This is a genomic window from Amycolatopsis plumensis, from assembly GCF_042652605.1.
GTDB lineage: Bacteria > Actinomycetota > Actinomycetes > Mycobacteriales > Pseudonocardiaceae > Amycolatopsis > Amycolatopsis plumensis.
Genome location: NZ_JBHSJY010000001.1, coordinates 4,875,030 through 4,887,215, shown reverse-complemented (window position 1 = coordinate 4,887,215; position 12,186 = coordinate 4,875,030). Strand labels below are relative to the sequence as shown.

The following is a 12,186-nucleotide window of genomic DNA, read 5'->3' as shown; positions in this document are numbered from 1 at the left end:
CTCCCAAGGGGAACCACCACCGAATTGACAATATCGCCCTCACCGGACACCAAAGCCCGGAAAAGCCCTCCCGTGCCCACGTTGTCCACAGCACAGGCGCACTGTGGACAAGCCTCAGCGCAGCAAAGCCACCAACGTCGGCAAAGCCGCCACCAAGGCCTCCCGCGAACACCCCGCGTACCCGATCGCCACCCCGTGCGCAGACGGCGGTCCGGCGAAATGCCGCGCCAGCCCGTCCAGCCGGATCCCCCGCCGCTCAGCGGAAGCGATCACCGACGCCTCCACCGAAGCCGACGAGAACGGCACCACCAGGTGCGCCCCGGCGTCGTCACCCCGCACCGGAATCCCCGCCGCCGACAACGCCCCCGCCAGCAAGGTCCGCCGCTCCGCCATCTCCCGCCGCAGTTTTCGCAGGTGACGGCCCAGATCCCCGTTCCGCGCGAATTCGTGCAACACCCGCTGTCCCGCCGGCGACGGGCGCGTACCCGTCGAATCCCGGTACGCCAGCACCGCCGACGTGATCGCCTCCGGTGCCACCATCCACCCCGCCCCCAACGTCGGCGTGAGGATCTTCGACGTCGTCCCCAGGTGTGCCACGACGTCCGGCGCCAGCGAAGCCAGCATCGGCAGCGGCGCGACGTCGAACCGCAGCTCGCCGTCGTAGTCGTCCTCGATGACCAGCATGCCCGACGAACGCGCCCGCTCCACCAGCGAGACCCGCCGGGCCGCGCTCAGCCTGCTGCCCATCGGGTACTGGTGCGCCGGCGAGCAGTACACCGCCCGCGCGCCCGCCGGAATCGCCGAAGGCCGCAGACCTTCGTCGTCCACCGGCACACCCACGACCCGCATCCCCGCGCGGAGGAACGCCTGCACCGCCCGCTGGTATCCCGGCTCCTCGACGGCGACGACGTCCCCGCGTTCCAGCACCGCTGCCGCCAGCTCCACGACCGCCGCCGTCGTGCCTCCGGTCGCCAGGACCGATCCGGCCGCGAGACCGCGGTGGCGCAGGAGGTGCTCCGACACCGCCGCGCGGTACTCCGGCAGGCCCGCCCGGTGGGCCCGGACCAGCGGCTCCGGGTCCGCCGCCGCCCGCCACGCGCGGCGCCAGGCCGCGCGGTCCAGCCCCGCCGCCCACGGCGTGCCCGGCCCGAGGTCCAGCAGCACCGGGGAAACAGCCTCGGGCGCCGGGACAGAAGGCGCCGGAACCGAGGAAGCCGAAGAAGAAGGCGGCGTCGTCACGTAGGTGCCCGAGCCGTGCCGCCCGGCGATCCAGCCCTCCGCGTGCAGCTGCTCGTACGCCGCCGACGTCACCGTGCGGCTGACGCCGAGGCGTCCGGCCAGCGCCCGCGTCGACGGCAGCCGGTCGCCGCCGCGCAGGTGGCCGCTCGCCGCCGCTTCGCGCAGCGCGTCCGCCAGCTGCACCGCCAGCGGGGTCACCGCCGCACGATCCAGGCTGACCGGGAGCGCGGTGTCGGACACGGAACCTCCTCCGCCGGAAGTGGACTTCACAAGTGTACGAGAAGTGGACGTTTTGCCATGCCACTATTTCGGGAGACGCTGGTCGCATGTTGTCGACGACGCCCCGCACCACGCTCGGCCGCAAGAAGCACCGCGCCGTGACCGACCGCTCCGCGCTGCACGCCGTCCTGGACGAAGGCCTGATCTGCCACCTCGGGATCGTCCGCGACGGCGTGCCGCTGGTCCTGCCGACCGGCTACGGCCGCGACGGCGACACGCTCTACCTGCACGGCTCCACCGGCGCCACCAGCCTCCGCACCGCGGCGCACGGCCTCGACGTCTGCGTGACCGTCACCCTCCTCGACGGCATCGTCTACTCGCGCTCGGTCAACAACCACTCGATGAACTACCGCAGCGCCGTCATCCTCGGCCAAGCGAAGCCGGTCTTCGACGCCGAAGCGAAGATGCACGGCCTGAAGGTGCTCACCGACCATCTCGCGCCCGGCTCCTGGGAACACGCACGCGAGGTCAACGCCAAGGAGTTCGCCGCGGTGTCCGTGCTCGCGCTGGACCTCGCCGAAGCGTCGGTGAAGATGCGCGCCGAAGGCCCGGACGACGAGCCCGAAGACGTCGAGGCCGACACCGCCTGGGCGGGCGTCCTCCCGGTCCGGACCGTCTACGGCGAACCCGAGCCGTCCAAAGACCTCTCCCCCGGCTGGACGACACCCCCGCACGTCACCGGTCGTGAGTGGTAAGGAGGGTTCTAACCCGCCTTACCACTCACGACGGGGCGAGCGGGAGGTGGACGGTAAACGTTGTCCGGCCCGGCTCCGAAGCCACCGAGACCGTGCCGCCGTGCGCGGTGACCAGGGAATGGACCACCGACAGCCCGAGCCCGGTGCCGCCGTTGCCGCGGGTGCGGGAGTCGTCGACGCGGAAGAACCGGTCGAAGATCCGCTCCTGGTCTGCCACCGCGATACCCGGCCCGGTGTCGGTCACCTGCACCACGGCGTGACCGTCCGAAGCCGTCACCGAGACGTGCACCGACGTCCCGGGCGGGGTGTGCACGGCCGCGTTGGCCAGCAGGTTGTCCAGCACCTGCCGCAGCCGCACCGGATCGGCGTCCACGAACGCCGTCGAGAACGACGTGGTCAGCGGGTGGTCGGGCCGTCCGGCGGCGAACGCGTCCGCCGCGTCCCCGGCCAGCTCGGCCAGGTCGACGCGCTCGGGCCGCAACGGCGTCTCGGCGGCCCGCGCGTCGAGCCGGGCCAGCAGCAGGAGGTCGTCGACGAGCACGGTCATCCGGGCGGTCTCCTCGCGGATCTTCGCCAGGTGCGCCTCGCGCTCGGCCGGCTCGTTCGCGGCGGCGTAGCGGAAGAGGTCGGCGTACCCGCGGATCGACGTCAGCGGTGTGCGCAGCTCGTGCGAGGCGTCCGCGACGAACCGGCGCAGCCGCTCGTTGGCCTCGGTCTTCGCCGCCAGTGACGTGTCGATGTGGGCCAGCATCACGTTGAACGCCGTCCGCAGCTCTTCGACTTCGGCGCCGCCGCCGGTGCCCGCCGCGCGCACCGGCAGGTCCGGGTTGGCGGTGAGGTCGTGCGAGGCGATGTCGTGCGCGGTGCCGGCCATGTCGGCCAGCGGGCGCAGGCCGCGGCGCAGCACCAGCCGTCCCACGACCACCAGCACGCCCAGCGCGAGCGCGAAGGCGGCGACCTCGACCCCGATCAGCTGCCGGACCGTGCCGTCGAGGTCCTTCTGCGGCGCGGCCGACAGCAGCACCGAGTCGGTGTCGACCGGGCACGCCCGCACCCGGTACGGGCCGTCGTCGCGCAGGTAGATGGTCCGGGTGACGTCGCCGCCCACCGCTTCGGCGGCGATCTTCGCCAGCTGCTTGGCGTCGCCCGGCAGCTGGCCGCCCGGCTCGGGGACGGCGACCCCGTCGGTGACCTTGTACAGCGCCGAGTACCAGGAGTACACCGACTGCGGCGAGCCGTGCGTCTCGCGCAGCAGCGGCAGCTGCGTGTTCTGCGTCTTGGACAGCTGCTCGTCGAGCCGCCGGTCGAGGTAGCCGTGCATGATCCCGACGGTCGTGACGCCGACGGCCGCGAACACCACCAGGGCGAGCGCGCCGAGGCCGAGGGTGATCCGGGTGCCCAGCCGGGTGCGCTGCCAGGCCCCGTACCACCGGGTGAAGAACCCCTTCACCGGTGCGCCTGCCGCACGACGTACCCGACGCCGCGGACGGTGTGGATCAGCGGCTCGCCGCCGCCCGCGTCGACCTTGCGCCGCAGGTGCGAGATGACCAGCTCGACTACATTGGACCGGCCGCCGAAGTCGTACTCCCAGACGTGGTCGAGGATCTGGGCCTTGGTCAACACTGCGGGCGAGCGGCGCATGAGGTAGCGCAGCAGCTCGTACTCGGTCGGCGTCAGCTCGGCCAGGCGGTCGCCACGGCGGACCTCGCGGGTGTCCTCGTCCAGGGTCAGGTCACCGACCCGCAGCACCGCGCCGCGCGCCTCGGGCTGGTGCGCGACACCGGCGCTGCGCCGCAGCACCGCCCGCAGCCGCGCCATCAGCTCCTCGACCGAAAACGGTTTCACGAGGTAGTCGTCACCCCCGCGGGTGAGCCCGGCGATCCGGTCGGCCGTCGCGTCCTTGGCCGTGAGGAACACCACGGGCACCGCGTTGCCGCCCGCCCGCAGGCGGTCGAGCACGGTGAAGCCGTCGAGGTCGGGCAGCATCAGGTCGAGCACGACGATGTCCGGCCCGAACTCCGCAGCCCGGTTGAGCGCGGCCTGCCCGGTGCCGGCCGTGACCGCCTGCCAGCCCTCGTACCGGGCGACGGTGGCGACGAGGTCGGCGATGTGCGGCTCGTCGTCGACGACGAGCAGGCGCACCTGGTCGGGAGTCTGCACCCCCGCATCTTCTCCCGCCGCGGGCGCGCCGGGCGAGCCGAGGCGGCGGCCGACAGGAATCCGACAGCCGGCACCCAGATTCGCCACAGGACGGGCGGCGAGGCTGGCCTTCGTGAACCGAACCGAAGGGGGATCCGTGTGACCACCATGACGCAGACCGCCGAGGCCGCGCGCCCGGCGATCCGCCCCCGGATCGCCGCAAAATCCGGCCTCTTCCTCTTCCTCGGCGCCAACGTGGCCGCCGTCACCGTCCTGTTCGTGCAGGCCGGGGTTTCGCAGAACGTGCTGATCACGATCGGCAGGCTCGCCGGGATGTACGGCGCGCTGGCGATGGCGTTCCAGCTGCTGCTGGTGGCCCGGCTGCCCTGGCTGGACCGCCGGCTCGGGATGGACCGGCTGACCACCTGGCACCGCTGGACCGGTTTCACGATCCTCTGGACCCTGCTGGCGCACCTGGTGTTCATCACCATGGGCTACGCGGAGGTCTCGGACAAGGGCGTCGTCGACGAGCTGGTCGAGATGGCCAACACCCTGGAGGGGATCCTGCGGGCACTGGTCGCCTTCGCCGTGATCCTCATCGTCGGCGCCGCCTCGGCCAAGTTCGCGCGCAAGCGTCTCGCCTACGAAACGTGGCACTTCATCCACCTCTACACCTACGCCGCGGTGCTGCTGGCCTTCACCCACCAGATCGCGCTGGGGCAGTCGTTCGCCGGCTCGGAACCGGCGAAGGCGTACTGGTGGACGCTCTGGCTCGGCGCCGGCGCGGCCGTGCTGGCCGGGCGGGTCGTGCTGCCGCTGTGGCGGAACCTGCGCCACCAGCTGCGGGTGACGGCGGTGGTTTCCGAGTCCCCGGACGTCGTTTCGGTGTACATGTCCGGCAAGCACCTGGACAAGATGCCGGCCAAGGCCGGGCAGTTCTTCCTGTGGCGGTTCCTGACCAAGGACCGGTGGTGGCAGGCGAACCCGTTCTCGCTGTCGGCCGCGCCCGACGGCCGTTCCCTGCGGCTGACCGCGAAGGCGCTCGGCGATTCCAGCGCCGGGCTGCGGAACTTGCGCGTCGGAACGCGCGTGTTCGCCGAAGGACCGTACGGCGCCTTCACGACGATCCACCAGCGACGGCCCAACGCGCTGCTCGTGGCGGGCGGCGTCGGGATCACGCCGATCCGCGCGCTGCTGGAGGACATCGACGGCCACGTCGTCGTGCTGTACCGGGTGCGCTCGCAGGCCGACGCGGTGCTGCTGCCGGAGCTGAACGAGCTCGCCAAGGCCCGCGGCGCCAGCGTCAGTGTCCTCACCGGACCGGACCAGGCGGTCGGGCCGCGCGGGGTGATGCTCGGGCCGGCGAACCTGCACATGATGGTGCCGGACGTGCACGAGCGGGACGTGTTCGTCTGCGGCCCGCCGGGGATGACCTCGGCCGTGCTGCGCAGCCTGCGCGAGCTGAAGGTGCCGAGCGCACAGGTGCACGCCGAACGTTTCAGCCTTGCGGCCTAGGGGATCGTTGTGAAGAAGACCATTTTCGTCGTCGCGCTGTCGATCGCCGGGTTCATCTCGGTCTGGCGGTTCGAGCCGGGGCCGGCGCACAACACTTCCGCCGTCGCACAGGCGCCGCCGCCCGCCCCGGTCACGTCCACGCCGGCCACTTCGGCGCCACCGTCCACTTCGGACACATCGCCGTCGTCGGCCACCTCGCCCGCTCCGTCCACTTCGGAGGTTCCGGCCACCAGGGACACCACGAACGAGCCGGTGACCACGCAGGGCAGCGCCGAGTCGAGCCGGTACGGCACCGTGCAGGTGCAGGTGACGTTCACCGGCTCGCGGATCGCCGTCATCACCCTGCTGCAGGCCCCGGACGGCGGCCGGTCGCTGACCGCGCTCCCGAAGCTGCAGGAAGAGGCGATCAAGGCGCAGAGCGCCGACATCGACACGGTGACCGGGGCCACCGAGACCAGCGAGTCGTACAAGACGTCTTTGCAGGCCGCGATCGACGCGAGGGGGAAGCAGCGATGACCACCCGCGTCGAACAGGTGATGGGCCTGCCGATCTCGCTCGACCTGCGGGACGAGGGCGACTTCGCCGAGGTCGTCGACGACGTGTTCGCGTGGTTCCGGGACGTCGACGCCCGGTTCAGCCCGTTCAAGGAGGACAGCGAGGTCAGCCGGTACGACCGCGGCGAGCTGACGGCGGCCGAGCTGAGCGACGACCTCCTGGAGGTGCTGGAGCTCTGCGCGTACTACGAGCAGCTCTCCGGCGGCGCGTTCCGCGCGCGGCTGCCCGGCCGTGGCCTCGACCCGTGCGCGGTCGTCAAGGGCTGGGCGGTGCAGCGCGCGGCCGACATGCTGAAGGCCGAGGGCGCGGCGACGTTCTGCCTCAACGCCGGCGGCGACGTCGTCACCGCGGGCGAGCCCGAGCCGGGACGGCCGTGGCGGGTCGGCGTGCGCCACCCCGAGCAGCCCCTGGCCGTGTGCGCGGTCCTGGAGTCGCGCAACGGCGCGATCGCGACGTCGGCGGCGTACGAGCGCGGCTCCCACATCCTCGACGGCCGTTCGGGCACCCCGGCAACGGGCCTGATGAGCGTCACGGTCGTGGCCGGCGACCTGGTGACGGCGGACGCACTGGCCACGGCGGCGTTCGCGATGGGCGCGGAGGGCATCACCTGGGCGGCCGACCGGCCGGACTGCGAGATCCTCATCGTCGACGACAGCCGCCGCGTGCACCGGACGGCGGGGCTGGCACTGGCGTCGTAAATCGGTTCGCCCTCCTCGGGCAGCTGGGCCAGACTCGGGCCCACCCGACATCGAGGAGTGCCATGCCGTCGTCCGTGCTGAACGTCACCGTCGACTGCGCCGACCCGTACACGCTGTGCCGGTTCTGGAGCCAGGTCACCGGCAAACCGATGCCCGACACCGACCAGCCCGGCGACGAAGAGGTCGGCTTCGAGCTGAACGACGGGACGAACCTGCTGTTCATCCGCGTACCCGAGCCGAAGACGGTGAAGAACCGCCTCCACCTGTGCCTGCAGCCGGACGTCCCGCGCGACGAGGAAGTCGAGCGGCTCCTCGGCCTCGGCGCGACGCTGTACGACGACCTCCGCAACCCGGACGGCACGGGCTGGGTGGTGCTCGCCGACCCGGAGGGCAACGAATTCTGCGTGCTGCGCAGCGCGGCCGAGCGCGCGGCGACTTCGTGACGGACTCGCCGGCGGTCAAACCCGGCTGAATAGGGTGGCGGGCATGGCACGTCCCCTGATCGCCGTCGCCACGCTGGGCGGCACCATCTCGATGGCTCCCGTCGGCGGCGGAGGCGGCGCCGTCCCGCGGCTCGGCGCGGCCGAGCTGCTCGGCGGGCTCGGCGACGTCCCGATGGACGTCCTGGCCGAAACCCTGGCCGGGATCGGCAGCGCGTCGCTGGACTTCGCGACGCTGCTGCGGTGCCGCGAATGGGGCCTGCGCCAGGACGCCGACGGGTTCGTCGTCGTCCAGGGCACGGACACGCTCGAGGAAACCGCCTACTTCCTGGACCTGCACTGGCCGTCGGAGACCCCGGTGGTGGTCACCGGGGCGATGCGCAACGCCGGCCTGTTCAGCCCGGACGGCCCGGCGAACCTGCGCAACGCGCTGACCGTCGCCGCCGATCCGCGCAGCCGCGGGCGGGGCGTGCTGGTCACGCTGAACGACGACGTCCACGCCGCGCGCTGGGTGCGGAAGGCGCATTCGAGCCACCTCGAGGCGTTCTCGTCGGCGCCGGCCGGACCGCTGGGCATGGTCGTCGAGCACGCGGTGCACTGGTTCCACCCGTCGCCGCCGCGGCTGCCGTTCCTCGACGGCGGCGACTTCGGCGGCCTGGTCCCGGTGGTCGAAACCGGTCTGGACGACTCGGGCGCGTTCCTCGAGCACGCGGCTTCGCAGCCGGACGTGCGCGGCGTTGTGATCGCCGCGACGGGCGTCGGGCACGTTTCGTCCGGCACGGCCGACGTGATCTCGCGGCTGGTGACGTCCTTGCCGGTGGTCGTCGCTTCGCGGACCGGGGCCGGTCCGACGCTGCGCTCGACGTACGGCTTCCACGGTTCGGAGTCGAGCCTGATCGCGATCGGCGCGACCATGGCGGGCTGGCTCGACGCGCGGAAGTCGCGGATCCTGCTGCACGCGCTGCTGGCCTCCGGCGCGGACCGGGCCCGGATCGAGCAGGAGTTCCGGGCTCGCGGCGACCTGGACCGTTAGTCCCGGATCGGGCCGTCGACCGGGTCCAGGTGGTACGGGCGCATCGCGCGGCCGGCGTCACGGTAGACGTGGATCGAGATCGCCGGGTCCGGGCCGTCGTTGCGGACCTCGTGCACGTACCCCGGCCCGAAGACCCGCGACTGCCCCGCCGACAGGGCGTGCAGCTCGGTGACCGCCCGGCCGTCCGGCGCGCGGCGCGCCACCGCCTCGGTCAGGTGGCCGCCGACCACGGTGAACGCGCCGCTGGCGAACGCGTGGTCGTGCAGGTCGGTGCGCTGGCCGGGCAGCCAGCTCATCAGCCACACTTCCTGCTGGTCGTCGCTCGACACGAGCGTCGCGAAGCGCTCGTCGGGGTCGTAGCGCAGCAGGTGGCGCCAGCGGTCGCGATCGGCGGCGACCTCGATGGCGACGCGCACCGGGTGGCGCAGCGCGGGGTTTTCGGGACGCAGCAGGGTGTTGTCCGGAACGGCGAACATGAGGGTCCTCACGCAGAAGAAAGGGTGTCGAGCTGGGCCGGGGCTGGGTTCACCGACAACAGCGACACGCGCGCACGCTCGAGCGGAGGCTCATCAGGCCCCACGACTCGGACACGGCGTACGCGAACATGCGACAAGAGTCGCAGCCGCCTCCCGCGCGGTCAAGACGTCTCACCTGACGGGAGGTCAGGACCACTCGTGCTTCTGGGACCGCCCGAGCAGCTCGGCTCCGGCCTGGCGGGGGTCCACGCCCTCGTGGCAGACGCGGTGCATGGCGTCGGTGATCGGCATGTCGACACCCAGGCTCCGGGCCAGCGCCCGGATCGACGAGCACGACATCACGCCCTCGGCGACCTGCCCGCCGGCCGCCGCCTGCGCCTGTTCGAGCGTCTCGCCGCGGCCGAGGCGTTCGCCGAAGGTGCGGTTGCGCGAAAGCGGCGACGAGCAGGTCGCGACCAGGTCGCCGACGCCGGCGAGCCCGGCGAAGGTCAGCGGGTCGGCGCCGAGCTTCGCGCCGAGCCGGGCCATCTCGGCCAGGCCGCGGGTGATGAGCGTCGCCATCGTGTTGGTGCCGAGGCCCAGGCCCGCGGCCATCCCGGTACTGAGCGCGATGACGTTCTTGCAGGCGCCGCCGAGCTCGCAGCCGACGACGTCGGTGTTGGTGTAGGGGCGGAAGTAGGAGTTGGCGCAGGCGCGCTGGATCGCGACGGCGCGTTCGTGGTCGGCGCAGGCCAGCACGGAGGCGGACGGCTGCCCGGCGGCGATCTCCTTGGCCAGGTTCGGCCCGGTGACGACCACGACGTCGTCGGCGGCGATGCCGACGATCTCGCCGATCACCTCGCTCATCCGCTTGAGCGTGCCGAGTTCGACGCCCTTGGCCAGGCTGACGAGGATGGCGTCCTTCGGCAGCAGCCCACGCCACGCGGTCAGGTTCGCACGGAGGCTCTGGCTGGGCACGGCCAGGACGACGGCTTCGGCACTCTTCGTCGCTTCCGCGGGGTCGCTGGTGGCGGTGATGTTCTCGGGCAGGGTCACGCCGGGCAGGTAGGCGCTGTTGGTGTGCCGGTCCCGGATGTCCTCGGCGACCTGCTCGCGGCGCGCCCACATCGTGACGTCCCGCCCGGCGTCGCCGAGCACCTTGGCGAAGGCGGTGCCCCACGAGCCGGCCCCGAGCACGGTGACCCGCTGCACGTCGGCGCGCATCAGGCGGGGTCCTCCGGCTTCGTGGCCGGCGGTTCCTCGTGCCGGATCTCGGCGAGGAGCCGGGTCACCTCGTCCATCATGACCTTGGTGACCTCGCGCAGCTTCGTCGCGCTGCGGGTGTTGCCGCCGCGGTAGGCGGACAGGTCGATCGGGTCGCCGACGGAGTGGGTGATGGTCTTGCGCGGGAACGGCGTGAACTTCTTCGTGTAGCCGTTGAAGATCTGGCTGGTGCCCCACCGGGCGACGGGGATGACCGGGACGTCGTTCTGCAGCGCGAGCCGCGCGGCGCCGGTGAAGGACTCCTTCGGCCAGCCGTCGGGATCCTTGGTGATGGTGCCCTCGGGGTAGATGACGACGATCTTGCCTTCTTCGAGAGCCTGGTGAGCGGCCTTGAGAGAGTCCCCGGCGGCGGCCGACCCCCGCGAGACGGGGATCTGCCCGGACCCGGAGACGATCGGCCCGAGGATCGGCGCGCGCGTCAGGCTCTCCTTGAAGAGGAACCGCGGCACGCGCTTCTGCCGGTGCACGAACACGGCGTCGACGGCGGGATCGAAGTGCGAGATGTGGTTCATGACCAGCAGAGCGGGCCCCTGCCGCGGAATCTTTTCGGCACCGACGTAGACCCGCCGTCCGATGTGGGTGAGCGGGTAGAACAGTACGGCGGCGAGCCCCACCCAGAAGCCGCCCTTCTCACGCCGGGCCACGATCTCCTCCTAGCTCAGGTCACGTCCGGGGTTGATCCTGCCGCGCCGGGCTCGGGGCGGTCCAGGGAGGGTCGGTTGAGCGGTGTGACCAGGCTGGGGGCGTTTCGGCTGTCGTGGTCACGGCGGGAGGCCAGAGGGTCGGCCAACCGGACAAAACGGTCTCACCAGGGCTTGTGGTGCGCTGGCGACGGGCCGGTTCAGCGATGGTCGCGGGGTTTTGACCAGGGGTACTTCCGGGTCCGGCGCTCCCCTGCCGGGTTCGGGGCGAGTTCGCCTGAACCGGCGTGCCGCTGTCAGCTGGGCGTGGCCGCGGAGTTCGAACGCCACAGCCCGCCCACCCACACAACCCGCCCACCCACACAACCCGCCCACCCAAGGGGGCCACCATCCCCCAACGGGGAACCCCCGATTTCGACGCTATCGCCCCCACCCGACAAAACCCCACGCAAAACCCACCCACCCTTGCCCCTGTCCACAACACCCGTCGCCTGTGGACAACCCGCCCCACCCGCCCCCGGCCCGCCCGGCTTTCGGGTAAAGATGGACACGTGGACGTCGATCTGGTCGTACCCCTGAAGCACCCCCGCGACGGCAAGTCGCGGCTGCGTGGTGCCGTCGAAACCGAGCACCACCCCGGCCTGGTCCTCGCCCTCGCCAAAGACACCCTCGCCGCCGTGACCTCCAGCGCGCAGATCAGGCGGGTCCTGCTCGTCGCCGCCGATCCCCGAGCCGTCGCCGAGCTGGCCGAACTCGGCGTCGAGATCGTCGAAGAACCCGCCGAAAAGTCCCTCAACGCCGCCTTCCGCCACGGCGAAGCCCTGCTCAAAGCCGACGACCCGGCCGCCGTCGTCGGCGCCCTCCAAGCCGACCTGCCCGCCCTGCGCGCCGGGGATCTCACCGCGGCCCTCGCCGAGGCCGCGGGGCGCAGGGCCTTCGTCGCCGATCGGCAGGGCACCGGCACCACCCTGCTGCTCGCTGCATCCGGCGCGCCCCTCGAGCCCCGGTTCGGGCCCGGCTCGGCCCGCAAGCACGCCGAGTCCGGGGCGGTCCCGCTGAGCCAAGCGCTGCCGACCCTGCGCAGTGACGTCGACACCCCGGATGATCTCGCTCACGTCCGCGCCCTGGGTGTCGGCAAACACACCTCGGCATACCGCGCTGAGCTGTTCATCTGACCTTCACCGCGGTCCGCGCAATTCCGCTTCACGTAGTG

At 72.0% G+C, this 12,186-nt stretch carries 13 protein-coding genes; 7 read left to right on the top strand and 6 right to left on the bottom strand.

The features are described 5' to 3' along the window. Positions 1-114: 114 nt before the first annotated feature. Positions 115-1,479 (bottom strand): MocR-like pyridoxine biosynthesis transcription factor PdxR, encoded by a 1,365-nt coding sequence (gene pdxR, locus ACFPLC_RS23665; RefSeq protein ID WP_378200928.1) that lies wholly within the window; start codon positions 1,477-1,479, stop codon positions 115-117. Between the two features lie 86 nt (positions 1,480-1,565). On the opposite strand from pdxR, the gene ACFPLC_RS23660 reads away from it, so the two are divergent. Then, positions 1,566-2,213 (top strand): pyridoxamine 5'-phosphate oxidase family protein, encoded by a 648-nt coding sequence (locus ACFPLC_RS23660; protein WP_378200931.1) that lies wholly within the window; start codon positions 1,566-1,568, stop codon positions 2,211-2,213. Between the two features lie 25 nt (positions 2,214-2,238). Here ACFPLC_RS23660 and ACFPLC_RS23655 read toward each other — a convergent pair whose 3' ends face one another. Together ACFPLC_RS23655 and ACFPLC_RS23650 are read right to left on the bottom strand one after the other, a co-directional pair. Further along, positions 2,239-3,663 carry a sensor histidine kinase gene (locus ACFPLC_RS23655; protein ID WP_378200934.1) on the bottom strand — a complete coding sequence of 475 codons (1,425 nt, stop codon included), beginning with the start codon at positions 3,661-3,663 and terminating at the stop codon, positions 2,239-2,241. Continuing rightward, positions 3,660-4,373: a response regulator transcription factor gene (locus ACFPLC_RS23650; protein ID WP_378200936.1), complete on the bottom strand. Its 714-nt coding sequence runs from the start codon at positions 4,371-4,373 to the stop codon at positions 3,660-3,662. The genes ACFPLC_RS23655 and ACFPLC_RS23650 overlap by 4 nt, the downstream gene beginning before the upstream one ends. A gap of 147 nt (positions 4,374-4,520) precedes the next feature. Between ACFPLC_RS23650 and ACFPLC_RS23645 the strand changes: the two genes are divergently transcribed. The 5 genes from ACFPLC_RS23645 to ACFPLC_RS23625 all read left to right on the top strand — a co-directional run bounded on the left by ACFPLC_RS23645 (position 4,521) and on the right by ACFPLC_RS23625 (position 8,593). Continuing rightward, positions 4,521-5,867 (top strand): ferredoxin reductase family protein, encoded by a 1,347-nt coding sequence (locus tag ACFPLC_RS23645; RefSeq protein WP_378201146.1) that lies wholly within the window; start codon positions 4,521-4,523, stop codon positions 5,865-5,867. A gap of 9 nt (positions 5,868-5,876) precedes the next feature. Further along, a complete protein-coding gene (locus ACFPLC_RS23640) occupies positions 5,877-6,383 on the top strand; it encodes an FMN-binding protein (protein WP_378200939.1) in 507 nt (168 codons plus the stop codon). Beyond that, the gene (locus ACFPLC_RS23635) at positions 6,380-7,120 is read left to right on the top strand and encodes an FAD:protein FMN transferase (RefSeq protein WP_378200942.1); all 741 of its coding nucleotides are present in this window, start codon (positions 6,380-6,382) and stop codon (positions 7,118-7,120) included. The genes ACFPLC_RS23640 and ACFPLC_RS23635 overlap by 4 nt, the downstream gene beginning before the upstream one ends. Positions 7,121-7,182: 62 nt before the next feature. After that, entirely contained in the window at positions 7,183-7,563 is a 381-nt protein-coding gene (locus ACFPLC_RS23630; protein WP_378200945.1) for a VOC family protein, read from the top strand. Positions 7,564-7,606: 43 nt separating this feature from the next. Next, the gene (locus tag ACFPLC_RS23625) at positions 7,607-8,593 is read left to right on the top strand and encodes an asparaginase (protein WP_378200948.1); all 987 of its coding nucleotides are present in this window, start codon (positions 7,607-7,609) and stop codon (positions 8,591-8,593) included. Here ACFPLC_RS23625 and ACFPLC_RS23620 read toward each other — a convergent pair. From ACFPLC_RS23620 to ACFPLC_RS23610, 3 genes are all read right to left on the bottom strand, one after another. After that, positions 8,590-9,069, bottom strand: a complete 480-nt coding sequence (locus ACFPLC_RS23620; protein ID WP_378201149.1) for a cysteine dioxygenase — start codon at positions 9,067-9,069, stop codon at positions 8,590-8,592. The genes ACFPLC_RS23625 and ACFPLC_RS23620 overlap by 4 nt on opposite strands. A 186-nt stretch (positions 9,070-9,255) precedes the next feature. Beyond that, on the bottom strand, positions 9,256-10,272 hold the full coding sequence (locus ACFPLC_RS23615) for an NAD(P)H-dependent glycerol-3-phosphate dehydrogenase (RefSeq protein WP_191313787.1): 1,017 nt from the start codon (positions 10,270-10,272) through the stop codon (positions 9,256-9,258). Beyond that, positions 10,272-10,976 (bottom strand): lysophospholipid acyltransferase family protein, encoded by a 705-nt coding sequence (locus tag ACFPLC_RS23610; RefSeq protein ID WP_191313788.1) that lies wholly within the window; start codon positions 10,974-10,976, stop codon positions 10,272-10,274. Before ACFPLC_RS23610 ends, ACFPLC_RS23615 begins: the two co-directional genes overlap by 1 nt. A 548-nt stretch (positions 10,977-11,524) precedes the next feature. Between ACFPLC_RS23610 and cofC the strand changes: the two genes are divergently transcribed. Beyond that, a complete protein-coding gene (gene cofC, locus ACFPLC_RS23605; protein WP_378200951.1) occupies positions 11,525-12,148 on the top strand; it encodes a 2-phospho-L-lactate guanylyltransferase in 624 nt (207 codons plus the stop codon). Positions 12,149-12,186 lie beyond the last annotated feature (38 nt).